20 protein-coding genes are annotated in these 24,387 nt (G+C 42.2%); 3 read left to right on the top strand and 17 right to left on the bottom strand.

Annotated features, from left to right (window positions below; translation table 11 throughout):
• Nucleotides 1–141 precede the first annotated feature (141 nt).
• The 3 genes from AAEY94_RS01650 to AAEY94_RS01660 are packed head-to-tail and all read right to left on the bottom strand — an operon-like array spanning nucleotide 142 to nucleotide 3,458.
• Complete coding sequence (locus AAEY94_RS01650; RefSeq protein ID WP_350976773.1) at nucleotides 142–990, bottom strand: hypothetical protein; 849 nt, start codon at nucleotides 988–990, stop codon at nucleotides 142–144.
• A complete protein-coding gene (locus tag AAEY94_RS01655) occupies nucleotides 987–1,604 on the bottom strand; it encodes a sigma-70 family RNA polymerase sigma factor (RefSeq protein ID WP_350976813.1) in 618 nt (205 codons plus the stop codon). Before AAEY94_RS01655 ends, AAEY94_RS01650 begins: the two co-directional genes overlap by 4 nt.
• 21 nt (nucleotides 1,605–1,625) lie before the next feature.
• Nucleotides 1,626–3,458 carry a vWA domain-containing protein gene (locus AAEY94_RS01660; RefSeq protein ID WP_350976775.1) on the bottom strand — a complete coding sequence of 611 codons (1,833 nt, stop codon included), beginning with the start codon at nucleotides 3,456–3,458 and terminating at the stop codon, nucleotides 1,626–1,628.
• A 304-nt stretch (nucleotides 3,459–3,762) separates the two neighbouring features.
• Between AAEY94_RS01660 and purE the strand changes: the two genes are divergently transcribed.
• Together purE and purK are read left to right on the top strand one after the other, a co-directional pair.
• Complete coding sequence (gene purE, locus AAEY94_RS01665; RefSeq protein WP_101085588.1) at nucleotides 3,763–4,254, top strand: 5-(carboxyamino)imidazole ribonucleotide mutase; 492 nt, start codon at nucleotides 3,763–3,765, stop codon at nucleotides 4,252–4,254.
• A complete protein-coding gene (gene purK, locus AAEY94_RS01670) occupies nucleotides 4,254–5,339 on the top strand; it encodes a 5-(carboxyamino)imidazole ribonucleotide synthase (RefSeq protein WP_350976778.1) in 1,086 nt (361 codons plus the stop codon). Before purE ends, purK begins: the two co-directional genes overlap by 1 nt.
• Before the next feature lie 298 nt (nucleotides 5,340–5,637).
• Here purK and AAEY94_RS01675 read toward each other — a convergent pair whose 3' ends face one another.
• The 5 genes from AAEY94_RS01675 to AAEY94_RS01695 form a co-directional block, all read right to left on the bottom strand.
• Nucleotides 5,638–6,255 carry a transglycosylase SLT domain-containing protein gene (locus AAEY94_RS01675; RefSeq protein ID WP_350976781.1) on the bottom strand — a complete coding sequence of 206 codons (618 nt, stop codon included), beginning with the start codon at nucleotides 6,253–6,255 and terminating at the stop codon, nucleotides 5,638–5,640.
• Nucleotides 6,256–6,441: 186 nt separating this feature from the next.
• Nucleotides 6,442–6,876, bottom strand: coding sequence for a hypothetical protein (locus AAEY94_RS01680; RefSeq protein ID WP_162022563.1), 435 nt, complete (start codon nucleotides 6,874–6,876; stop codon nucleotides 6,442–6,444).
• A gap of 2 nt (nucleotides 6,877–6,878) precedes the next feature.
• Nucleotides 6,879–8,516 (bottom strand): glutamate--cysteine ligase, encoded by a 1,638-nt coding sequence (gshA, locus tag AAEY94_RS01685; RefSeq protein WP_409085809.1) that lies wholly within the window; start codon nucleotides 8,514–8,516, stop codon nucleotides 6,879–6,881.
• Nucleotides 8,517–8,843: 327 nt separating this feature from the next.
• Nucleotides 8,844–11,687, bottom strand: a complete 2,844-nt coding sequence (locus tag AAEY94_RS01690) for a M16 family metallopeptidase (protein ID WP_350976816.1) — start codon at nucleotides 11,685–11,687, stop codon at nucleotides 8,844–8,846.
• Between the two features lie 65 nt (nucleotides 11,688–11,752).
• Nucleotides 11,753–12,181 (bottom strand): YqaA family protein, encoded by a 429-nt coding sequence (locus AAEY94_RS01695; protein WP_101085598.1) that lies wholly within the window; start codon nucleotides 12,179–12,181, stop codon nucleotides 11,753–11,755.
• Nucleotides 12,182–12,758: 577 nt separating this feature from the next.
• Between AAEY94_RS01695 and AAEY94_RS01700 the strand changes: the two genes are divergently transcribed.
• Nucleotides 12,759–14,006 carry a dicarboxylate/amino acid:cation symporter gene (locus tag AAEY94_RS01700; protein WP_101085600.1) on the top strand — a complete coding sequence of 416 codons (1,248 nt, stop codon included), beginning with the start codon at nucleotides 12,759–12,761 and terminating at the stop codon, nucleotides 14,004–14,006.
• A 213-nt stretch (nucleotides 14,007–14,219) separates the two neighbouring features.
• On the opposite strand, the gene sugE is transcribed toward AAEY94_RS01700, so the two are convergent.
• From sugE to AAEY94_RS01745, 9 genes are all read right to left on the bottom strand, one after another.
• The gene (sugE, locus tag AAEY94_RS01705; protein ID WP_101085602.1) at nucleotides 14,220–14,540 is read right to left on the bottom strand and encodes a quaternary ammonium compound efflux SMR transporter SugE; all 321 of its coding nucleotides are present in this window, start codon (nucleotides 14,538–14,540) and stop codon (nucleotides 14,220–14,222) included.
• A 144-nt stretch (nucleotides 14,541–14,684) separates the two neighbouring features.
• A complete protein-coding gene (locus AAEY94_RS01710; RefSeq protein WP_350976788.1) occupies nucleotides 14,685–15,167 on the bottom strand; it encodes a DUF3465 domain-containing protein in 483 nt (160 codons plus the stop codon).
• Between the two features lie 358 nt (nucleotides 15,168–15,525).
• Nucleotides 15,526–16,689: an alginate export family protein gene (locus AAEY94_RS01715; RefSeq protein ID WP_162024291.1), complete on the bottom strand. Its 1,164-nt coding sequence runs from the start codon at nucleotides 16,687–16,689 to the stop codon at nucleotides 15,526–15,528.
• A 179-nt stretch (nucleotides 16,690–16,868) separates the two neighbouring features.
• On the bottom strand, nucleotides 16,869–17,741 hold the full coding sequence (locus tag AAEY94_RS01720) for an ABC transporter ATP-binding protein (protein ID WP_192114462.1): 873 nt from the start codon (nucleotides 17,739–17,741) through the stop codon (nucleotides 16,869–16,871).
• Nucleotides 17,742–17,751: 10 nt separating this feature from the next.
• On the bottom strand, nucleotides 17,752–18,684 hold the full coding sequence (locus AAEY94_RS01725) for an ABC transporter permease (RefSeq protein ID WP_197708419.1): 933 nt from the start codon (nucleotides 18,682–18,684) through the stop codon (nucleotides 17,752–17,754).
• A 72-nt stretch (nucleotides 18,685–18,756) separates the two neighbouring features.
• Entirely contained in the window at nucleotides 18,757–20,142 is a 1,386-nt protein-coding gene (locus AAEY94_RS01730) for a CmpA/NrtA family ABC transporter substrate-binding protein (RefSeq protein WP_101085610.1), read from the bottom strand.
• 393 nt (nucleotides 20,143–20,535) lie between these two features.
• On the bottom strand, nucleotides 20,536–21,666 hold the full coding sequence (locus AAEY94_RS01735; RefSeq protein WP_101085612.1) for a sodium ion-translocating decarboxylase subunit beta: 1,131 nt from the start codon (nucleotides 21,664–21,666) through the stop codon (nucleotides 20,536–20,538).
• A 9-nt stretch (nucleotides 21,667–21,675) separates the two neighbouring features.
• The gene (gene oadA / locus AAEY94_RS01740) at nucleotides 21,676–23,454 is read right to left on the bottom strand and encodes a sodium-extruding oxaloacetate decarboxylase subunit alpha (RefSeq protein ID WP_101085614.1); all 1,779 of its coding nucleotides are present in this window, start codon (nucleotides 23,452–23,454) and stop codon (nucleotides 21,676–21,678) included.
• A 13-nt stretch (nucleotides 23,455–23,467) separates the two neighbouring features.
• The gene (locus tag AAEY94_RS01745; RefSeq protein WP_101085616.1) at nucleotides 23,468–23,710 is read right to left on the bottom strand and encodes an OadG family transporter subunit; all 243 of its coding nucleotides are present in this window, start codon (nucleotides 23,708–23,710) and stop codon (nucleotides 23,468–23,470) included.
• Nucleotides 23,711–24,387: the final 677 nt, after the last annotated feature.

Below are 24,387 nucleotides of genomic sequence, written 5' to 3' on the forward strand. Positions count from 1 at the left end.
TATTGATTGATTCACGTTATCAGAGTTATGCCAATTGTTGCAGTACAAAAATGTAACGAACCTCTACAGGGAACAAAAAACGGCTAAGCAATCATTGCTTAGCCGTGGGTATTTTACCGTCTTAGTATTCTGGTATTTTGCTTACTGCGAAGTCAGTTGCAGTACAATTTTATGGTATTGCTCATAAAGTGGATGCGACGGATCTGATAACTCAGGAAAGCGTTGATCTATGGTGATCATATAACGCTCAGCTTGAATCAGTTTATTGTCGACCATTAATACTTTTAAACGAGCCAAGGCAACATCAGCAGTATCTAACTCAATGTCCCCTTTTAACGAACCATTAAATGACTGTTTCACTTGCTGTACCTCCTTGGCATTACTGCGTGATTGCAGCTCTAATGCTTTCTTTTGTGCTTCTGCATTTACTTTGGCAGGTGCTGGCGCGGCACTCATTACCGCGGACGATTTATCTGCCATTTGAGATTCAATGGATCCATTGCTATCAGACCGATTGTCATCAGATGCTTCACTAATTGCATCGCGATTTCTTGACTGATTATTTACAGGTGCCGATTTCATCGACAATCCCTGCACTGCAATGGATTCTGCTGCTGCGGCATCTTCAACTGGTGATTCAGTTAGTTTAGATACATCCGATGTCGATTTGGCCTGCTTAAATGATGGCTGCTGAGCAGGTACGCTTTGCTCCGAGTCAGTACCAAGGTTTTTTTGCAAACTTGGATTTAATATAAATAATCCCGCCACCAGCAACACTGAGGCAGCACTTGAGTACACCCATGCATTGCGTTGCCAGATTGATTTTTTAGCTGAACTGGCTTTAGATACATTAGCCTCCGAACGCGCCTTGGTTAATATGGCTTCATCCAGTTTTGCAGAAGGTTGCTCTAATGGTTGTTGATGATAAGCATCTTTGATTTCAGTTTGTAATGCAGTGAACTCTGCATCATGATCTTGTTGCTGACTCATAATGTTGTCTCCTGCCTTTGATTAGCAACACATTGCTTAATACTCTGATAAGCATAACGAATACGACTTTTAGTTGCTTCTAAAGTCACATTGGCAATGTCACTTATCATGGCGGCGGTCATGCCCATTTCAATGTTGAGCAAAAAAGCTTCTTTTTGCACTGGCGGTAACTTAGCAATGCAACCCTTCATCATATCGGCTTGTTGCTGCTGCTCAACTTGCGGCTCGGGCGAAGCTTGATCGTCGGCTTGTAAGCTGTCCATGGTTTGATCTTCGCCAAGCGGGGTCACTTTATCGAGAGGCTTAACGGCTCGCACATGGTCAATCAATAAGTTATGGGCAATTTTATATAACCAAGTGGTGAATTTGGCGGTGACTTGATATTGCCTCGCCGCATTAATCACCTTACCCCAGGTGTCTTGATACAAATCTTCGGCGAGCTGCTGGTCATGTAATTGACGCACAAAATAACGATACAAAGGGCCTTTGTGTTTAAGGTATAAGGCCTCGAACGCGCGAACGTCACCCGCTTGGTAGTCGAGCATCAGTTGCTCGTCACTTCCCACTTGGGGAATTAACGACTCATCCTTAGGGTGTATTGATGTTGGCACCATTTTATCCTTTTTGTGACGCATTTATTGGCTAACCCAACGAGTATCAGGTTCAGTCATCATAACCTGACCTTCGAGTACACTTGCGGTTTTTAGTATTTGTACAAACTCATGGCGATAGCCAAAACGGTCTTGGCCCATTGCAGACTCAGCAAGTGTAATTAACTTAGCATAATCAGTATCGTGGACATAATTATTCTGGTTAAGCAGCTGACCAAAACCTGCAACTGCCGCAGCAAATCTAAAATCGTCACTGGCTTGATGCAAATGAGTCAGCTGCTGCTCACGGTTAATGGGATAGGCGATTAATTGACTGGTTTGTTCGCCAATCGCTTTATAACGCAGCTTTAAATAAGCCACTTCATTTACAGTGTGTTGATGAACTTTAGCATCATCTATTTGCGTTGATTCCGTGGCGGCATAACGCAGCGGATCAACTAGGCGATTATGGCTGTCGTTATAACGGATTTCGTACAGTGCAGTCACAGTATGACCCGCACCAATCTCGCCAGCATCAACGGCGTCGTTATTAAAATCACTGCGATTTAACAAGCGATTTTCGTAACCAATCAGTCGATATTCTGAGACCACTGCGGGGTTAAATTCAATTTGCACTTTAACATCGTGAGCAATGGTTAACAGTGTGGCACTGAGTTGATCAACTAGTACTTTTCGTGCTTCATTTAAGGTGTCGATAAAGGCATATTGACCGTTAGCTTTATTCGATAATTGCTCCAACAAATGGTCGTTGTAACTTGCAGTACCCGAACCTAGGCCAAAACCAAGCGTTGATAAGCCAATACCCTTTTTACTTTGACTGGCAACGAAATCGACCAATTGCTGATGATCTGTTATTCCCAAGTTAAAGTCACCGTCGGTGGCTAATATGACTCGGTTACTGCCGTTTTCGATAAAGTGCTTTTGCGCTAATTGATACGCCAACTCAATACCTTGGCTGCCGTTAGTGCCACCTTGCGCGTTTAACTGACTTAGGGCTGTTTTAATGGCAGTAAAGTCATTACCTGCGACACCGTCAAGCACTACACCGCTGGCACCGGCGTACACCACAATCGATACTTTATCTTGCGCCGATAATTGCTGACTCAGCATCAGCATGGCTTGTTTCAATAATGGCAATTTATCAGCAGATGACATAGAGCCTGACACATCAAGCAGTAACACCAAATTACTTGCACCAAGCTTATCAGCCGCAACATCAAAGCCTTTAATACCAATGCGCAGTAATTGAGTATCAGCATTATACGGTGATGGTGCTAATTCAGTATTAACCCTAAATGGTTGCTCAGTGGTTGTCGGTACTGGATAGTCATAGCTGAAGTAATTGACTAACTCCTCTACCCTAACGCTATTCTTTGCCGGCAGTTGGCCTTGACTGATTAATCTGCGCGTAGTGCTGTAACTGCCAGTATCAACATCGATTGAAAACGTCGATACCGGCGTTTCACCTGCTACCATATTGCCGTTTTGTACTAGCGACTCAAATTTGTCATTAACATTAGGTGCTAATAACAAGCTGCGATCGCTTGCGCTGACATGCTGAGGACTCACAATACGCTGCGCCATTGACGATGCCATGACTTTAGCGCTGCGATGCACCTCCTTTGATCCTTGGTATGCATCAGCCTGTGGCTCAGATGCCATCACTAAACCTGCTACCTCAGATAACTCGGGACACGCTTGTGCAGAGGAATCCGTTTTACTCGCGGATTGAATTTTAGAAGCGGGCTGACTTTGTTTCGCACTGTCTTTGGATTCTTGCGCACAACCACCGATAATAATCGCACTAATCACGATGGCTAATACACTGCGAGTGAGTTGCTTATGGGTATTGTTCATGGTTATTTTCCTCATCTATCGACTGATTCTTCATTTTGGTCACGTCAACAAAGTGACTTTGCATACAGCTAATAACGAGCGCGATGAGCAAAAGGGTTATTGATATAAAATGTGTTTAAGTAGTTTTCGTATTTAGAAACTGAGTGTTAGCCTCAAGAAACACTGAAATGAAGCCAACAGAGCATGGCTTATGCTATTATCTAGCACCTTTTTTATCGCCTTAATATTGACATTAACCGCCGCTGTACTCTAGTGAGCAAATTAACTAAATATACTAATAGAATAAGTACGTTAAGGAGTTAACATGCAAGCCCTAGTTGCTGTTGTAATGGGTTCGAAAAGTGATTGGCCTACAATGGAAGCCGCCGCTGAAATTATGGATAAGTTACAAGTGCCTTATCATGTTGAAGTTGTTTCAGCTCACAGAACACCAGACAAGCTAATGGAATTTGCAAGTTCTGCTGCAGATAAAGGCTATAAAGTCATTATTGGTGGCGCAGGCGGAGCAGCCCATTTACCAGGCATGATCGCCTCTAAAACGCGTTTACCAGTGTTGGGTGTCCCAGTACAAAGCAAGGCGCTATCTGGTATGGACAGTCTATTGTCTATTGTACAAATGCCTAAAGGGATTGCTGTTGGCACCTTGGCTATTGGTACTGCCGGCGCGTTTAACGCAGGTTTATTAGCCAGCCAAATTTTGGCGATTAGCGATGCCGCTTTGGCTGAGCGTTTAGAAGCATTTCGTGATGAGCAAACTCGCTCGATCCTTGATAATCCCGATCCGAGAGAAGACTAATGACGTTGCCAAAAAATCTTTGGGTATTGGGTGACGGTCAATTAGGTGCCATGCTCAGTCATGCTGGTCAGCCGTTAGGCATTAATGTGCGCCCAGTCGATATTATGACGCCATCAGATGCACAATTACCGCTAGAAGCTGACGACATCATTACCGCTGAACGTGAACAATGGCCTGAGTCGCAGTTAAGTTTACAACTCAGCCAACACCCACATTTTATCAATGGTCCTGTGTTTGGCCGTTTAGCAGATCGTTTTAGCCAAAAAAGTCTACTCGATGAATTAGCGGTCGCCACATCACCATGGCAATTAGTTGATGACAATACCAGCACTGAAGCGTTACATAAGGCTTATGGTGAACGGGTATTGTTAAAACGTCGCACCGGTGGTTATGACGGTAAAGGTCAACACTGGCTTAAACAGGCTGAAGCAACAACCATCCCAGCCGATTGGCGCAACGAAGCCATTGCAGAACAAGCGATTAACTTTGATGAAGAAGTGTCGTTAGTCGGCGTGCGCACCCAAGATGGCCGCTGCTTATTTTACCCACTAGCACTTAACTTGCATCAAGACGGTATTTTAATGGCCTCTATCGCGCCATTAAGCCGCTTAGCGTCTTTACAAGCAGAAGCTGAAGACATGCTAAGCAAGGTGATGCATGGCCTTGAATACGTGGGTGTGATGGCAATGGAATGTTTCCGTGTTGGTGAACACTTAATGGTAAATGAGTTAGCGCCACGGGTGCATAATTCTGGCCATTGGACTCAAGCAGGTTGCCACATTAACCAGTTTGAATTGCACTTACGTGCCTTATGCAATTTACCTTTGCATCAACCACAAGTGAACTTTCAATGTGTGATGGTTAACCTAATTGGTGTTGATAAAGACGACCGTTGGTTAAGCCTGCCAAATGCTGAACTGTTTTGGTACAACAAAGACGTTCGTGTTGGTCGCAAAGTGGGTCACTTGAACCTGTCGGTGCATAATAAAACGATGTTAGATGGCAGTATTAGCCAACTAAAATCGTGGATGCCACAGCAATATCAAGCACCATTAGATTGGATTTTGGCAGAGTTTGCCCAATAGCTGGCTTAAACAGGCTGGTTAAATTAGTTTGTAAAATCAATTAAACAAGTCATCAAATCTGTTTATTAGGACGTTACCTAAAGACACACGAAAAAAGGAGCCTAGGCTCCTTTTTTGTTATTGATTTTTTGTGATTTATTTTTTGTAATTGAATGATTTTTTATGATTGAATACTTTCTTGTCATTGAATACTTTCTTGTCATTGAATCGCTAGGGCTTTCGCTTAAAAATCGCTAACCACGTCAAATGTGTTCGCAGTGGTCAGTAAGCTGCTGCACAAAGCGACTTATACTTAAGCTTAATCAAAGAATACTCGCCATAACCAAGACGAATCTAAATCTTCTTTACATTGAGTGTATTGCGCAGCGTAGCGTTTTGAACGTTTGTCGACTTTATTGGCTACAGGCGTTAACCATTTTTTGGCTTTATAACTACCACGCTTATATCCGCCCCAGCCTTCGTGATAATTTAAGTATTGGTTTTTAGCATCCCACTTTGATACGCCATTAATTTTATGGGTTTTGTAAATAAACCAGCCCATAAAGTCCATCGCATCATCAAAATCACTGCGGCTAGACCAATTGTTACCGGTTTCGCGAACGTAATCGTCCCACGTCATGGTTTTAGCTTGTGCGTAGCCATAAGCATCGCTGGCTCGTCCGGTGGGGATAAAACCTAAAAAGTATTCCATTGGTGGTGCGGCATTGTGTTTGAATGAACTTTCTTGGTACATCATCGCTAAAGGGACATGTACTGGAACGCCCCATTTTTCACGGGTATCTACTGCGGCTTCATACCAAGAACGGTGTTCTTTAAAAATAGCACACAGATTATCAGGCTCTTTCGGAGGCGAGGTGGCACAACCGGCTAATGACAGTAATACAATTGCGCTAACGACACCTAAAAAAAACTTCATAACACCTCTACCAGTACCTAAGATATTGATTCTGGGCTCAGTTTTACATCAATTAAAAACCAATGCAATTATCGTTACATTTTTTGTTGCATTGTTTTATGAGGGAACACCCATTATTTCAACAATGCGCCTCAAACTGAAAAGACTGAGTGACTCTGATTGAGCACATAATGAATGGAGTTGGTATTATCGTTTCATTTCACATTGATGAGATTCTGTTTGCCAAATGATTGGCTGCCAGTAGTCCTGATTCTGACCAATATAGATTTTATCGGTATTGAATTGAGCTGCTATATGATAACGCTGATCGAGTTCAACATTAACAGTCAATACTTTCACTTTACGGGCCGATAATGACACTTTTAATTCTGGTGAGTTAATCAGTTCTGCCACTGTAAATGCATGCTCACCTGGCGATAATAGGTAATTGGGTCTTGAAATAACCGCCACGCCATCTAAGTGAGTGACCACGACACGGTATAAGTTGGCACTGTTATCAGGTGCTAAATAACTCGACACAGTACCGCACTCTACCATTTCATCTGGCGATGAAGCACAGCCATGTAAAGCTAATGCCGCTACCGCTACAAGCAGTGCTCGCCAAGATGAATAAGCTTGCATGATTACTTCGCCTCGAAAGTGCCTGCAGGAACAAGATCACTAAAATAGTGAGCGAGGAAAGTCGCAAAATTATCTTGTGGTTGAGCCTCTAAACTGTGCTGCTCAAGCAAAGATTTTTTAGCCTCGTTTTCATAGCTTTGCTCGACTTCATCACTTAATGGGTAATGGCTTAAAAATTCATGATAATCATTTGCCAGTTGTTTAACCCACACGCTATGGTCGGTGCCTTTAACCACGACTTCGTTGATCACTCGCCCTGATAAGGTTTTATCTGGATCATCGATAGCTTCAGACCAAGTGCTTAAGGCTGTTTGGTAAGCATGGCTATCATCACCGTCGAGTAGCTTCGCGATTGTGTTTAATTGTCCAAATAACTCGTGCATCCATTGCGTTAAGCTAATGGTCTTACCGTTACGTTGTAATTCAAGCCCAGGTTTACGGCCTTCTAATACTACGGCTTTCAAGTTAGCGGCAATCTCTGCGTCGCCGACGGCATCGGTATCTTCAGATGGCGATAATAAGCAGTACAATAAAAATAGGTCTAGGAAACGTACTTGAGTTGCATCTATCCCAACAGGGCTAAATGGATTAACGTCTAAGGCACGTACTTCAATATACTCAACACCTGCACGTGCTAAAGCTTGTGAAGGTTTCTCGCCTTTTTGGGTGACACGTTTTGCACGGATTGGCGCGTAAAATTCATTTTCAATTTGCAAAATATTACTATTGAGTTGGCGGTATTCACCGTCCACATTGATACCAATTTCTTCAAACTTTTTCGATGGCATTTTAATTGCCGCGCCAACGCCTTCAAGATAATCAGGCAATGAGTTATAGCTAATATTAAGCGTGTCTTGTTCTTTATTGGTATAGCCTAGATCACTCATGCGCAATGAGGTTGCATAAGGAAGGTATAAGGTCCCTTTACCGGTTTTTTTAAATTCGAAATCGACGTCTTGATCTTTTATAAATGAACTGCATAATGCTGGCGTTGAACCAAATAAATACGGTAACACCCACACTAAACGACGGTAGTTACGGATCAGTCCAAAATAAGATTCTGAGATAAAGTCTTCAAAGCTGATATTTTTACTGCAACAAGCGGCACCGTTGGTCATCTTGTCATCATACAAACGTTGCCATAAATCTTGCGACACCGAAAAGTTAAAATGAACCCCAGAAATGATCTGCATTAATGCACCATAACGATGGGTTAACCCTTTACGATATAAGGTTTTCATTTTACCGTTATTGGAGCTGCCATATCGTGCGACAGGAATATCACTGACTTCACCTACGTAACATGGCATGCTGACAGGCCACAATTTTTGGCCGTTAAGGTTACGCACACTGTAAGCGTGGGTTTGCGTTAACCCCTCGAGCAAATCATCAATACTGTGACAGACTGGCGTAATAAATTCTAATAAGGCTTCGCTGTAATCAGTGGTAATGCGCGAATGGGTCAGAGCAGAACCGAGCGCTTCTGGGTGTCCGTCTTGTGCTAAATGGCCGTTTTCATCAATACGCAATGCTTCACGTTCAATACCACGTAACATGCCCAATAAAGCCTCACGGCCTTGAGTGTCGCTTAAGTGTTCGACTTTTTCATTGAAAGACTTCAATTTACTACTCTCTTTTATGGATTCGCATTGCGAGTAAACAGCTAGACCTGATAATAAACGAGATTATTACTGAAAACGCGAAAAAAAATGTAACTCAGTATAATTAGCGTGTTTATGGGTGTTAAATTAAAAAACGGCAACACAAGTTGTCACCGTTGATAGAGCCTTAAACATTATCTTTTATTTGCAAAAATAACCAACACCGTATGGTATTACGATTAAAGCACATAATTTAGCTCAACCTATATTTATAATAGACTGAGCTAAGTATACATCTCATGTATATGAGGTTAACACTAGCTTATTTCAAGGCTAGTGTTAACCCTTGTAGTAACAAGTGTTCAACTAGTCGGCAAGTGTCATCATTTCAATCTGATACCCAAGGGCTTTTAATTGAGGTACAACGGTGGTTTTATCACCCACCACCAGCATTACCATATCATTGATATTTAATAACTTACTGGCAAGTTTATTTAACTCATCTGTCGAAATGTTTTTCACAATTTTGTCTTGCTTAGCCGTAAAGTTTTTATCGAGCTGATAACGTTGGATCATTCTTAGAAAACCGGCTTTTTGATACGGGGTTTCATATTCTAATGCCTGGCTTTGCGCAATCGAACTGCGCATAAAGGCACTTTCTTCGTCGGTCATACCCGACGCTTGGTATGCATTAATTTCGTTAACAAACTCAGCTAATGCTAACCCTGTTACATCGCTTCTTACGCTAGCATACGCCATAAACTGACCGGTATCTTCTGCGCCACCAAACTGAGTACGCGCACCATAGGTGTAACCTTTATCTTCACGCAGATTAAGATTAATACGGCTATTAAACGCATCTCCTAATGGGTAGTTCATCAAATAAGCTTTAAAGTAATCGCCTGTTGCATCATACGGTAACGACACTTGGCCGATATTAATCACCGACTGTGCCGCACCAGGTTTATCAATCAAATAAATAGTGTTTTTAAGGTGTGTTGGCAATGCTGGCAGTGCTGCAACCTGAGTCGCCTCGCCTTGCCATTCATTAAATATCGACAACTTAGGCATTATTTGTTGTTGATTTAAGTCTGATACCACAACCATTTGAGCATTACCTGCACGGTATTGCTGTTGGTAAAATTGCTTTACGTCATCTAGCGTTAATGCCGATATTGATTTAATCGTACCATTACTGCTGATCCCTAATGGACTATTGTTGCCATATAACAAGGCAGCAAAACCACTACGGGCTAGATAGTTAGCATCGGACATTTGATGTTGCAAACCTTGCAACTGCTGTTGTTTGACTCGTTCAAAGTCTGCAGCAACAAAACCGGGACTGAATAAACGCTCTTTAACGATGGCAAGCGTGGCATCTAGGTTTGCCGTTAAACTCGACACTTTAAGGTAGCTTTGTGAATCGCTGGCGCCAAAACTAATCGACGAGCCCAGCATATCAAGCGCCCCAGCTAAATCTTCGCTGCTGCGTTGCGCACTCGACTCATTAAGCATAGATGCGGTTAACTCAGCAAGACCCGCCTTATTATTGGGCGTTAAACGATGGCCGCCATCCAAATAAATAAGCAATTCAACCGTTGGTGTTTCGTCACTTTCAGTGCCCATCACTTTAATGCCATTTACCAGCTTGCTGTCCCATAATTGCGGCACTGTCAGTATCGGCGCCGCGGCTGATGCCGGTATTTTATTGCGATCAAATGAAGATTTAGCGAAAGTGATATCAGATAATCCGGTTACCGCTTCTTGCGCGATAGGCAAAGTAGTCGGTTCAAAATTATCCGCGTGGGCGATTAATTGTGTTTGTCCTTCTGGCACAATACTCATCACCACCATTGGCTTATTTTTAATGTAGGTATTAAATACCCGCATTACATCGGCTTTGGTGACATTAGCATAACGGGCTAAATCCGCAGCCACCATGTCTGGCTTACCAAAAAAGGTTTGATTAGCGGCAAGTGTAGAGACTTTACCGGCGACACTTTGCATGCCAAAAATAGTGTTGGCTTCGAACTGTACTTTGACTTTTTGCAAGTCATCGTCGGTTACGCCACGTTGTTCAAACTCACTGATAGTTTGATTTATTTTAGTTTCAAGATCAGCAAGACTGCCACCTTTACTCGGGTTCGCGACAGCGTAAAGAGATAACTGACAAGTAAGCTCTTGGCATGGATGACTTACCGCAGCTTGGACCGCATAACCATCTTTGACCAAATTTTTATAGATAAGTGACGTTTTACCGCCACCGAGAATATTAGCGAGCAAATCGAGTGCAGCTTCGTCTTTATGTTGCGCGTAAACAGTGGGGAATCCCATGTAAATTAGCGGTAAATGTACTTTGTCTTCCATCGATATATAACGGGTTTTATCCAATGTCACCATGGTTTTAGCTTCAGGCTTAACCGTAGGCCCGGCTGGAATTTCACCAAAGTATTTATTTACCCATGCCAGCGTTTGCATCTCATCAAAGTCGCCACCAATGGTTAAGGTCGCATTATTAGGCCCATACCAACGTTGAAAGAAATGTTTCACATCATCAACTGTGGCGCGGTTTAAATCATCTGGCCAACCAATAACAGGCCAAGAATATGGATGACCCGCTGGATAAAATGCTTGGTTAAAACGTTCATTTAAACGGCCATAAGGACGATTATCAATCCGTTGTGCACGTTCATTTTTGACGGTTTCACGTTGCACTTCGAATTTTTCACTCGTGAGGGCGGGCAGTAAAAAGCCCATACGGTCAGACTCTAACCAGAGCATTTTCTCTAGTTGATTACTTGGCACAGTTTCAAAATAATTGGTTCTGTCGGTATTGGTAGTGCCGTTTAATGTTCCGCCCGCTTCAGTAACCACTTTAAAATGCTGTTCATCACCAACGTGTTGTGACCCTTGGAACATCATGTGTTCAAATAAATGCGCAAAGCCACTGCGTCCGGCTAATTCACGGGCTGAACCAACATGATAGGTCACATCGACATGAGCTAATGGGTCTGACTTGTCTTGATGTAAAATCACGGTTAAGCCATTGGCTAACTGATATTTTTTATAAGGAATGCTAACTTGATTTTCTATCGGCGTGGCGTTTTCAATTAAGGTAACGCCTTGGGGCAAACTCGACGACTGGTACCCATCATATGCGCAGCCACTTAACGCTGCACTGATGGCCGCTGCTAATATCCATTTATTCAAATTTAATTTCAAAATCGACTCCTTCCTTAAAACAAAAAAACCATCGTTGCAGAAGTAACGCGGTATCAATACTCAAACGTATACGTCATCAGCAATACAATGACGCTATAACGTAATAATTTACCCATAAACATAAATAATGAGGCGGGCAAGATAGGTATTTTTAACCATCCAGCCAGTAAACATAGCAAATCACCGATTATCGGTAACCAAGATAATAATAGGGCCCACATACCATATTTTTCTATCCATGCGAGTGCATAGCGGTATTGACGACGTTGAATATCTTGTGGATTTTTAGCTAACCGCCCTGCTCGACCAAGACCATAACTGGTTATCGCACCAAGCGTGTTACCAATAGTGGCCAGTATTAATAATTCGAACCATAAAGATGGCGTTTGATTAAGTAATGCCACCAGTAACACTTCTGAGCCGCCAGGCAAAAGCGTTGCAGCGAAAAAGGCGCCGCTGAACATTAACCATAAACTCGTCATCGATAAATCTTATTGTGCACTAGCATATTCATTCCAATGACTATTCATTTTATTTTTATCGTACCTTCACAATGAATATCTGCACAGTACAATATGAAGATATTGAACGCGATAAATCTTAAATTAACTCACCAGTATCTCAAGAGTGCTTTAAACACTATACAGATACACAATCACGATACCGTTCATTGTGACGTAAACATGCAAGGTTACCCCACTCAATATACAAAAATTGAGCAACAACAGCGCGAATACGTTAATGAATAGTGAAAAAACTTAAAGTTATAATAACAAATTTAGTTATTCATATAAGTTATAATAAAATAACGTTGTTTGTCATTCGCTCACTTCATACAATGCGATTAATGTTTATTAACCTCAACGGGTTTATTAGGACATTATTTAGCGTAAATACTTCGCATAGTCCTAAAAAACTAGACAGTAATACAGCGTCACATCGCCATTGTAGGGTTTAGCTTTTAGTAATTAATCACTCATTAGTGAACTAATGGGTCACGTACAACGATGTTGCCTAATCATATTTAGCGACGTCACAATGACATAATTTGGAACTTTCATGATATTGCAAACGCTCAAACGCATCCCTTTTTGGCAGAAAGTCATTGCAGGTTTTGTTTTAGGAACACTCACTGGTGTCGGATTAGGCGAGTCAGCCGTGATGTTAAAGCCTCTTGGCGATCTGTTTATCAGTGCCATTAAAATGCTGGTTGCTCCTTTGGTATTTTGTGCCATTGTGGTGAGCATTACCTCTCTGGGCTCGCAAGGTAATTTAAAGCGTTTAAGCTTTAAAACCTTAGCCATGTTTATGTTTACCGGCACCGTTGCTTCATTTATTGGTTTAACTGTCGGCAGCCTTATCGACATGGGCGGTAACCTAGCCTTAGCCACATCGGAAATCCGCGAACGTGATATCCCAGGCTTTGCTCAAGTTTTGCTCAATATGATCCCAGTGAATCCATTTGCCTCGCTAGCCGACGGTAATGTGCTTCAAATCATTGTCTTTGCCGCGTTAATTGGCATTGCCATTAATGCTGTAGGTGAGAAAGCAACGCCGTTAAAAAATGTCATTGAAGCCGGTGCTGAAGTGATGTTTCAATTAACGCGTATGGTATTAAAATTAACACCAATTGGTGTATTTGGTTTAATGGCTTGGGTTGTGGGCGAGTACGGCTTAAGTACATTATTACCATTAGGTAAGTTTATTATTGCGATTTATATTGCCGCGTTAATTCATATTATCTTTGTGTATGGTGGTTTAGTTAAATTTGCTGCGGGTTTAAGCCCACTGCAATTTTTCCGTAAAGCCATGCCAGCCCAGATTGTGGCCTTTAGTACCGCATCAAGCTTTGGTACTTTACCTGCCAGCACACGCAGTACCGAAGCGATGGGCGTGTCCAAACGTTACAGTGCTTTTGTACTTCCACTCGGCGCAACCATGAACATGGACGGTTGTGGTGGTATTTATCCTGCTATTGCGGCCATTTTTATTGCGCAAATTTATGGTATTCCGCTCGATATGACGGACTACATGTTGATTGCGGTAACGGCAACGGTAGCGTCTGTCGGCACAGCAGGAGTTCCTGGTAGTGCGATGGTGATGTTAACCGTGACTTTGGGCGTGATAGGCTTACCACTGGAAGGTATTGCCTTTATCGCAGCCATTGACCGTATTATTGATATGATCCGCACGGCAACTAACGTGACTGGCGATATGATGACTGCGGTTGTGATTGGAAAATCGGAAGGCCAATTGGACGTAGAGCAATTTTACTCAGATGAAAAACCGGTTGAGCAAGCCGCTTAACAATATTTTCATTGTATGGTTTGACCTAAAATACCTTGATCATTTTTAAACAAGCCAGCACTTTTTAGTGCTGGCTTTTTAGTGTCAATCGTCAAAAAAGATAAACGCCCATAAATGAGTGAAGGCTATTGAGCTAACGCTGGAATGACTTAAATTGGAAAAGTGCTCCACATCCAAAAATCTAGGTCAACAGTCGTCTACATCAGAAACGATCTACGTTGAACCCGACAGTTTCAATCCGATAATGCCAATAACAATTAACAGTAGACTCACTAATCGAATCAATGTGACTGACTCATTAAACAATACCATTCCTAGTATTGCAGTCCCTACCATTCCCACTCCAACCCAAATAGCATAAGCCGTTCCAACGGGCAACGATTTCATCGCAATGCCCAGTAGCCCAACACTAATCAACATGGCGACAATAGTACCGACGCTTGGCCATAAACGAGTAAAACCTTCGCTATATTTAAGTCCTATCGCCCATACAATTTCAAATAATCCCGCTACCACCAAAATAAACCAAGACATACACACCTCTGTGTTACGGGGCCGTCCCCGGATGAAATAGAGAGGTAAGGTCGTCCTCACGTCACATAAACAGATATCGGTATCACAAAAACAACCTAAGCCATTATCTTGTGATTAGGGCATTCACTAGTAGGTTGCGATCTACTATTGGTACGTTTTACCCTGATGCATCAACCAACCATTAAGGTGGCGGTCATTAGGATCGTCATGAGTCCAATGCACTACGCCGCCTTTGTTATTCCATTCATACACACCGTAAAATTGTATCTCATCACCGACCGATATCGCATCAATCCGTGGCGCCAAATCAATATTATGTGCAATTAATACGGTGATCGAAGAAGATATCTTAACAATTAATCTTTGATGTCTAGCACCTTTATTGTCATCTGGTAGCAGTTTAACCACGGTTCCCAGACCTTGTACCTGAACATTTTCCTGCCGGTGCTCAAATGCTTGCTGGATGAGTGCATTGTTATTTTGGGCTACAGAATATTGCACTGTGGAGTTAGATTTGAGTGCGGTGGTTGATGTATCGGTGAATGATTCAGCCACACTATATTGCGGTAAAACGAACCATTGATATGACGAAAAAATTATAACGAGTAACGCGAACCATTTTTTCATGTGCTGTGCTTTCCTTAGCCTAATTAACAAGATAGTTAAACAGATATTATACGATAACAACCCAAAAGGAACACAAGTTAATGATGATGACGAGTATACTGGATGACTACAAATCTTTAGATTACAAATTGATTATGCAGGCAGTGAATTTTATCTAAGCCAGTCTAATTTAGCACCGTTAGAGACCACGGATTAGCAGCAATTTTAGGCTCTACATAAGATAGTAGCAGGAATAGTTAACTGACTTGGTTGAGCTTAGGAGGGTAAATAGATTTCAAAACTGGACACAAAAACGCAATGTAAAAAAAGATTAAAGCGAGTATCAATTGATACTCGCTTTTTTCACTAGCTTGCCAAATTAGAACTTCGCGTTTGCCCAAAGCCACACTTTATCAGTATCAACTTTACCGGCTCCAGCATCGCCTGCTGAATAAGCGGCGTATTTAACACCTACGGTATAATTTTTATCAATTGGTAAACTGAATACGGCGTCAATTTCGTCGCCTAAATCGTTTACCGTAGCGCTAGATTCGTCAGCTTCAAAATCATGGTAAACCAACGCCCAATTACCACCAACAATACTACCACCAATAGACACATAGGTATCGGCTAGCCCTTGGGCTGGCGTCCCTAAAAATTGATCAGACCAACCATTAAATGCGTGTAAAGTGGCAAGCGGTGTTGCAAAACCATATTCACCATTATCAGACCCAAGTAGCTCGTATCCTAACTTGACGGTCAGCCCGCTAAAACCTACGCCAACTTCGCCCAATAAATAATCAGCAGAATAAGATGTGGTTGCGGTATCGGCATCTTGTGTGGCGTATTCTACCGTATAAAGTAGTTTGATTTTGTCGATATCTTTAGCACCAGCAAAGCGCACTCCATAGGTGTCAACGCCGTTATCAAGGTTGGTATCTTCCTCAAGCAGATAACCGTAAGCACTTAGCTTACCCAAGCCTAAATTATATGATGCATTGATGATGTGATCTTTTGAATCTATGTCTTTTATTTCTGCAAAAATACGGTTGCGCTTGTAGATATAGCCATAGTCAACGCTAAAGTCATTCATTGCATATTGCATAGTAACGGCATCGAATGTTTGGCGATCTTGACGCCAGCCAACATGGCCGATAAAACGTTGGTTATCGATAGCAATAACTTGACGCCCAGCTTTAGCAGTAAAACCATTACGCTTGTATTGTAAGAAAGCCTGGTCTAATTCAGTTGTTTCAGGGTCTGCAATCACAGAGTAATCAGCATTGTTGCCAATCGCGTCATTATAATCATTAACCCCTGCTAAGCTGCGTGAATCCTCAAACTCAACTAAAGCTGTTAAGCCGTAATATTCAGCGGTAGCAAAGGTTAAACGAGTCCGAAGTGTCAATGCATCAGCATCTTTTAACGCATTGTCTTGATCGACAGATTCATAACGCAAATTCAAATCTACATTTGCTGTTCCCTGAGTCACTGCATCAGCGATTGATGTGACTTTAACATCCGCTGCAGAAGCATTTCCCATAGCCAGTAATAGTGAACAACTAAGTACTGATAAGGCACATTTTTTTGTAAAGGCAGAATTTAGGCAAGCCTTATCCGCAACTTGACTCGCAAGCAGTTTTTTATTCATCTTACATCCCAAATAGTTATTTTAAGTTAAGTTATCAACACGCTGTAAAGCGTAACAGTGCGACTAGCAAACTAACTGTTGCTTACTTTAACGGCTTCATTAATTGGTGTCTGTGATTTATCTTGCATTTTAAATACTTGTTTTGTTGCTGACAGTGATTCTATCTTGCGTTGTTTTTCATACAGGAATTTAAGTACCTCAGAACGCAGTCGGTTGTACTCAGTATCTTGAGCTAACGCTAGGCGGTTTCTTGGCCTTTGAAGGTCGACTGTTAAAATTTCACCCACTGTGGCTTCTGGACCATTGGTCATCATGACAATTTTGTCAGACAACAACACCGCTTCGTCTACATCGTGGGTAATCATAATCACGGTATTATTTAACTGACTTTGGATCTCCATTAACGAGTCCTGCATGTGTGCTCGTGTTAACGCATCTAATGCTCCAAATGGCTCATCCATCAGCAACACTTCCGGTTGCATAGCAAGCGCCCTTGCAATACCGACTCGTTGTTTCATTCCACCAGAAATCTCTCCTGGACGTTTATGCATAGCATGATCCATCTGCACTAATTGCAGGTTATGTTCAATCCACTGTTTCATTTCTGTTTTGCTCATCTTGCCAGCAAACACTTGTTTTACAGCAAGCTCAACGTTTTGATAGGCACTTAACCAAGGGAGTAACGAATGATTTTGAAATACCACCGCCCGTTCAGGTCCTGGCGCTTTAACTTCAGTACTTTTTAAAATGACCCCACCAGAGCTGGCTTGGTATAAACCTGCAACAATATTCAGTACGGTCGATTTGCCACAACCAGAGTGACCAATCAAAGAGATAAACTCGCCTTTATTTATCTTCAAATTCACGTCTTTAAGCGCTGTAAAAGATCCTGTAGGCGTGGGAAAAACCATATCAACGCCGCTAATCTCTAAAAATGTGCTCATGTTGTTACCCTCATTGATCCCAAGATACCCAATGCTGTAAGGCCAGAATGCCTCGGTCTAATAAAAAGCCAATAAAGCCAATCACAACCACCGCGGCCATAATTCGCGCTAATGAATCAGAACTACCATTTTGAAATTCATCCCAAACAAACTTTCCAAGCCCCGGATTTTGCGCCAGCATTTCCGCGGCAATCAATACCATCCACGCGACCCCTAGGGATAAGCGCATACCGGTAAAAATCATTGGGATAGATGCTGGTAAGACGATTTTTTGCACATGGGTTATTGCCGATAACCGCAATACTTTGCTGACATTGATGAGGTCGCTGTCGATACTCGTCACGCCGATTGTAGTGTTGATAATCATTGGCCAAACACTGCACAAGGTGACCGTGAGCATGGAGTTAATAAATGATTTAGACACTAGCGGATCCGGCGAGACATACAGCGCACTGACCACCATGGTAACTAAAGGCAACCAAGCGAGTGGCGATACGGGTTTAAAAATTTGAATAATGGGGTTAATTGCTGCCTGCAAACTGCGGCTTAACCCCATCCAAATCCCCAATGGAATAGCAATAATGGCCGCTAAAATAAAACCACTCATGACGGTAATTAGACTAGTGACAATTTGATCCCAAAAAGTTTCTTTACCTGTGTAAGCACGTACTTTGGCGACATAACTTGGATCGTTAGCAACACGCGCCTCATTTCGTGTTTCTTGACGTTGATAAAAAGCCTCGGCCTTTTCGCGCTCAGTTATATGCTCCTGATACAAATTGTCAAATTGCGACACGACAGCAACCGGTCCCGGAAACTTACCTAGAGAGGTTTCAATACTATTAGCTGTCACCGCCCACAGAGCTAAAAATATCGCAATGCCGATAAACGGTAATAGTATCGCCCTACTTAACTCGGCTATTTTCAGCATAACAACTGCCATGTTGCCTCGCTCAATTAAGCGATTTTGTGCAATAGAATAAAGACTGTTCATCCAAGACTCCTTAACGGTTTGTTACAGCTTGTCGCCTTGCTTTAATCCAATTACAAATGAATTAATGTAAGCATTAGGCTTGCTGCCGTCATAAACTAAGTTATCAATAAAGTGAGTTTGCGGTGCTTTGAAACCGGTTTCTTTACTGAAATCTGGAAAGTCAGCTGCGGGGATGAGCTTATCGTCGATGAGTGATTGCGCGGCTTTAGCATAAATATCTGGACGATAGACTTTTGCGGCGATGTCTTTATACCAATCGTCAGATTTATCTTGTTCAATTTGGCCCCAACGGCGCATTTGAGTTAAATACCAAATCGCATCTGAGTAATATGGATAAGTTGCGTGATGCCTAAAAAATACATTGAAGTCTGGAACCGCGCGCTTATCGCCTTTTTCATATTCGAACGTACCCGTCATACTATTAGCAATCACCTCATAGTCAGCACCAACATAATTAGATTGAGACAGTATTTTTACCGCTTCTGGGCGGTTAGCATTGTTATTGTCGTCTAACCATTTAGCGGCGCGGATCAACGCACGAGTAAGGCGTATAGTGGTATTTGGATATTTTTCGGCAAACTCGGCTGTAATACCAAACACTTTTTCCGGATTATCTTTCCAAATTTCATAATCGGTCACCACAGGTACACCAATGCCTTTAAACACAGCTTGCTGATTCCAGGGCTCACCAACGCAATAGCCATTAATTGTGCCCGCTTCCAGTGTCGAGGGCATTTGTGGGGGCGGAGTTACCGACAGCAAAGCTTGTGCATCAATCTGCCCTGATGTATCTCCTTTATGAGGTGCGTAAAACCCAGGATGAATCCCACCAGCGGCTAACCAGTAACGCAATTCATAGTTATGTGTAGAAACCGGAAACACCATACCCATATTAAATGGCTTACCAGCCGCTTTAAATTCTTCTACTACGGGCTTTAGTGCATCAGCTTTAATGGGATGAACGGGAAAACCGTCTGCCTGTTTAGCAATGTGCGGCTTCATTTTGGCCCAAACGTCGTTTGATACCGTAATTGCGTTACCATTTAAATCCATCGAAAATGGGGTAATAATGTGCGCTTTAGTACCGTAACCAATTGTTGCAGCAATTGGTTGACCCGCTAACATGTGGGCCCCATCTAATCGACCATCAATCACACCATCGAGTAACACTTTCCAATTTGCCTGCGCTTCAATCGTGACGTATAAACCTTCTTCTTCGAAATAACCTTTTTCATAAGCAACCGCAATAGGTGCCATATCAGTTAATTTGATAAAACCAAACCTGAGCTCTTCTTTTTCAGGAAAGCCCACTTCGGCACTTACAGTGTTGATACACAAACTTGCCCCAATACTGACCCCCAGCAATAAAGACTTAATCTGCTGAGTTAACGATATTTTCCAGTTCATATTATTTCCCCGTGATGAAAATTGACAATAAAAAAAGGCGCTTCGGATATCCATTTAGGAATATCTCGATAGCGCCTTTGCTAAAATTGAATTTATTAAATATTATTTATCAGTCAGTTAGTTGTAAAATTGATAACCTGTACTGTCTAAAAAGACTGGATATGGCTCATCAAATATACAACCTTTGCTATCCATTTTTCATGCCAAAACATTAACAGGTTGATTTTGAATAACTTTAATTTTAACAATTAAATAACGTAATGCTACTACAGTGCAATAAAACAGTTTAAGTGCACCAATATGCATCAAAAGAGGTATAAGTAATTTTGTACCAGTAGATAAAAACAAAAAAGCCAACGCAAAGGCATTGGCTTTTGAATCATCTGGTAAGTTTTAGCCTAGTACTGCCAGCAAAACACCTGCAGCAACAGCACTGCCTAGCACACCTGCTACGTTAGGTCCCATAGCATGCATGAGTAAGAAGTTTTGGTTGTTAGCCTCTAAACCTACCTTATTCACTACTCGTGCAGCCATTGGCACAGCAGAAACGCCTGCTGCACCGATAAGTGGGTTAATTTTTCCGCCAGAGAGCTTACTCATTAATTTAGCCATCAATACCCCAGAAGCAGTACCAATACTAAACGCAACCGCGCCAAGGATTAAAATACCTAGCGTTTCGATACGCAGAAATTGATCTGCTGATAGCTTAGACCCAACAGCAAGACCTAAAAAGATAGTCACTATGTTGATTAACTCGTTTTGCGCCGTTTTCGATAAACGATCCACTACGCCCGATTCGCGCATTAAATTGCCCAAACAGAACATGCCAATTAATGGGGTTGCTGCAGGTAAAAATAAAATGGTTAACCCTAGCACCATCAGTGGAAAGATAATCTTCTCTTTCTTACTGACTTCACGCAATTGTTCCATTTTAATTTCACGTTCGGCTTTAGTGGTTAGCAGTTTCATGATCGGCGGCTGAATTAATGGCACTAACGCCATGTATGAGTATGCAGCAACAGCAATAGCACCTAACAATTCAGGCGCTAGTTTAGACGCTAAGAAAATTGCCGTTGGACCATCTGCTCCACCAATAATGGCAATAGCTGCAGCATCTTGCATACTAAACTCAAATCCTGGCACCCAATTTAAGGCAATAGCACCAAGTAAAGTGGCAAAAATCCCAAATTGCGCCGCTGCCCCTAACAATAGTGTTTTAGGGTTAGCAATTAGCGCACCAAAATCAGTTAATGCACCCACCCCCATGAAGATGAGCAATGGGAATACCCCAGTCTCAATCCCGACATGGTAAGCGTAATACAGTAAGCCACCTTCATCGGTAAAACCTGCATTAGGAATGTTGGCTAATATGGCGCCAAATCCGATAGGTAATAACAATAACGGTTCAAATCCTTTAATTATCGCTAGAAATAACAATAAACAACCAACAGCCATCATTAGCAGTTGGCCACCAGTAAAGTTAGCGACACCCGTTTCAGCCCAAAAAGCCAATAATCCTTCCATTTCGACCTCTTATGCTAATGACAACAATGTTGAACCTACAGTTACACTGTCACCCTGCTTAACCGCTAACTGAGTTACAACACCATCTTGTTGAGCACGAATTTCGGTTTCCATTTTCATCGCCTCCAGGATAATGATCACTTCACCGGTTTTAACCGCTTGACCATTACTGACTAACACTTTGAAAATATTTCCCGATAACGGCGCGGCCATGGTGCACTTAATCTCACCCGTAGGCGCTGAGGCGACCGTTGCAGACGCTGCCGTAATAGGTGCAGCTGATGCTGGCGCGATGTGACCAATCTCACCACCTTCACTCACTTCGACCACAAAATGTTGACCATCGACATCGACGGTATAGGTTTGTGGGCCTTTATCGGCTTTCACTTGTAAATCATCTGCACTTGGGACAGGTTCAAACGCATCCGGATTGCCGCGATTTTTAAGAAACTTAAGACCAATTTGATTGAACAACGCATAAGTCATTACATCGTCATCTGATTCTGCAGCTAAACTAAAGCCCTGCTCTTTGGCGGCTTCGGCAAGCTCGACACGTAACTTATCCAATTCTGGTGCAATTAAATCGGCTGGGCGACACGTAATTGGCTGTTCGCCTTTTAGCACTCTGGCTTGTAGTTCTGCATTAACTGGCGCTGGTGTCGCACCATATTCGCCTTTTAGTACACCTTCGGTCTCTTTGGTCATCGACTTGTAACGCTCACCCATCAGCACATTGATCACCGACTGTGAGCCAACAATTTGCGATGTTGGGGTAACGAGAGGCAAGAAACCAAGATCTTCACGTACCCGCGGGATCTCTTCAAGCACGGCATCCATTTTGTCTGCTGCGCCCTGCTCTTTTAATTGATTTTCCATATTGGTTAGCATGCCGCCAGGTACTTGAGCACGTAAAATACGTGAATCAATGCCTTTTAGTGCACCTTCAAAACGGACGTATTTTTTACGCACTTCACGAAAATAGGCTGCTATCTCTTCTAGCAACACCATATCGTAACCGGTTGCCCTGTCGGTATCTTCAACCATTGCCACTAACGTTTCGGTAGCGCTGTGGCCGTAGGTTTGGCTCATTGAAGATATTGCGGTATCAAGCACATCAACGCCCGCTTCAATCGCTTTTTGATATGTAGCGCTGCTTAGGCCCGTTGTAGCATGACAATGCATCGACACCATTAAGTCCGTTTGTGATTTTAAGCGGCTAATGAGGTCATAAGCTTGCATTGGCTTAAGTAAACCTGCCATATCTTTAATACATAAAGAATCTGCGCCCATGTCTTCTAGGCGTTTAGCCATATCAACCCAAGTATCAATGTTGTGAACAGGGCTAGTGGTAAATGAAATGGTGCCTTGGGCATGGCCGCCCACGTTTTTAACCGCTTTAACCGCGGTTTCAAGATTACGGACATCATTCATTGCGTCGAAGATACGAAATACATCAACGCCATTGGTATGAGCTCGTTCTACAAAACGCGTAACGACATCATCAGCATAATGTCGATAACCTAATAAATTTTGGCCTCGAAGCAACATTTGTTGCGGGGTATTAGGCATGGATTTTTTCAATTCGCGAATACGATCCCATGGATCTTCGCCTAAATAACGAATGCATGAATCAAAAGTTGCGCCGCCCCAAGACTCAAGTGACCAGAAGCCTACTTTATCTAATAACGGTGCTATAGGTAACATATCGTCAATACGTAAACGTGTTGCCAATAATGATTGGTGTGCGTCACGCAGGACGACATCGGTTAATGCTAATGGCTTGCTCATAATGACTCCAAATTTATTTCGCGCGGTATTGATGTATCGCAGAGGTAATAGCGGCAACCAACTTAGGGTCTAAGACGGTATGTTTAGGCACATTAGCACTTACCGTTGCTAGCGTAGGAACCTCTACTGGGGCCGGAAAAAGCTTGGCAACAATGCCAATACCGATGATTAAGATACTCAAAAAAATAAATACTAAGCCCATGCCCATTACCATAATGCCTAGCGCATCGGATAACTGCTCAGATATCGATGTCATGTGTCCTCACTTTATCTGTTAAACATCAAACCAATACGTTGACTATTCTGTACCGTCCCTCAATGTGCTATCACGGTGCAATGTCACAAAACGTGCACCAAGACAACAACATCCTTAACGACTACAGACATAACTTGACTACTCAAGAAGCATAAATATTCAAACTCAACGCTTATTCAATGAAGGTGTATTTCATGGTAAAAACCGCAAACTGAGTTTATAAACCTAAAATCCTGTCACAAAATATAAACAATTTACACCAACAATGCTATCTTTTTGTAAATTGGTCTTACCAAAATAGAGAGAGCCAATTAAAAAAAATCAATAAAATATAAAAAAAATGATAATAACCTGATGAATCATCAATAAAATCACTATATTCACTTTAAAATTAACAAATTCATAATTCAATGATAAAAATCACTCACACTTTATTGGTTTAACAAATTGATGAAATAGATGATTAAACATGACATGAGTAATAAGTGAATAAAGATGTGAAAATCAAATTTTATGAGATAAAGCGGTTGCAGTAAGATGAGAAAAACACTGAAAATTAAGCAAAAAAAAAGCCCTGCATTGATGCAGGGCCTTTTTATTATGGTGCGCGTGGGAGGAGTCGAACCTCCGACCGCCTGGTTCGTAGCCAGGTACTCTATCCAGCTGAGCTACACGCG

It is taken from the genome of Shewanella sp. AC34-MNA-CIBAN-0136 (assembly GCF_040309945.1).
Taxonomy (GTDB): Bacteria; Pseudomonadota; Gammaproteobacteria; order Enterobacterales; family Shewanellaceae; genus Shewanella.

Bases quoted from the DNA above. Each gene is read 5' to 3' on its own strand.
- AAEY94_RS01650 (WP_350976773.1), bottom strand. From the start codon at position 990: ATGAGTCAGCAACAAGATCATGATGCAGAGTTCACTGCATTACAAACT.
- AAEY94_RS01655 (WP_350976813.1), bottom strand. From the start codon at position 1,604: ATGGTGCCAACATCAATACACCCTAAGGATGAGTCGTTAATTCCCCAA.
- AAEY94_RS01660 (WP_350976775.1), bottom strand. From the start codon at position 3,458: ATGAACAATACCCATAAGCAACTCACTCGCAGTGTATTAGCCATCGTG.
- purE (WP_101085588.1), top strand. From the start codon at position 3,763: ATGCAAGCCCTAGTTGCTGTTGTAATGGGTTCGAAAAGTGATTGGCCT.
- purK (WP_350976778.1), top strand. From the start codon at position 4,254: ATGACGTTGCCAAAAAATCTTTGGGTATTGGGTGACGGTCAATTAGGT.
- AAEY94_RS01675 (WP_350976781.1), bottom strand. From the start codon at position 6,255: ATGAAGTTTTTTTTAGGTGTCGTTAGCGCAATTGTATTACTGTCATTA.
- AAEY94_RS01680 (WP_162022563.1), bottom strand. From the start codon at position 6,876: ATGCAAGCTTATTCATCTTGGCGAGCACTGCTTGTAGCGGTAGCGGCA.
- AAEY94_RS01695 (WP_101085598.1), bottom strand. From the start codon at position 12,181: ATGACGAGTTTATGGTTAATGTTCAGCGGCGCCTTTTTCGCTGCAACG.
- AAEY94_RS01700 (WP_101085600.1), top strand. From the start codon at position 12,759: ATGATATTGCAAACGCTCAAACGCATCCCTTTTTGGCAGAAAGTCATT.
- sugE (WP_101085602.1), bottom strand. From the start codon at position 14,540: ATGTCTTGGTTTATTTTGGTGGTAGCGGGATTATTTGAAATTGTATGG.
- AAEY94_RS01710 (WP_350976788.1), bottom strand. From the start codon at position 15,167: ATGAAAAAATGGTTCGCGTTACTCGTTATAATTTTTTCGTCATATCAA.
- AAEY94_RS01715 (WP_162024291.1), bottom strand. From the start codon at position 16,689: ATGGGAAATGCTTCTGCAGCGGATGTTAAAGTCACATCAATCGCTGAT.
- AAEY94_RS01720 (WP_192114462.1), bottom strand. From the start codon at position 17,741: ATGAGCACATTTTTAGAGATTAGCGGCGTTGATATGGTTTTTCCCACG.
- AAEY94_RS01725 (WP_197708419.1), bottom strand. From the start codon at position 18,684: ATGGCAGTTGTTATGCTGAAAATAGCCGAGTTAAGTAGGGCGATACTA.
- AAEY94_RS01730 (WP_101085610.1), bottom strand. From the start codon at position 20,142: ATGAACTGGAAAATATCGTTAACTCAGCAGATTAAGTCTTTATTGCTG.
- AAEY94_RS01735 (WP_101085612.1), bottom strand. From the start codon at position 21,666: ATGGAAGGATTATTGGCTTTTTGGGCTGAAACGGGTGTCGCTAACTTT.
- oadA (WP_101085614.1), bottom strand. From the start codon at position 23,454: ATGAGCAAGCCATTAGCATTAACCGATGTCGTCCTGCGTGACGCACAC.
- AAEY94_RS01745 (WP_101085616.1), bottom strand. From the start codon at position 23,710: ATGACATCGATATCTGAGCAGTTATCCGATGCGCTAGGCATTATGGTA.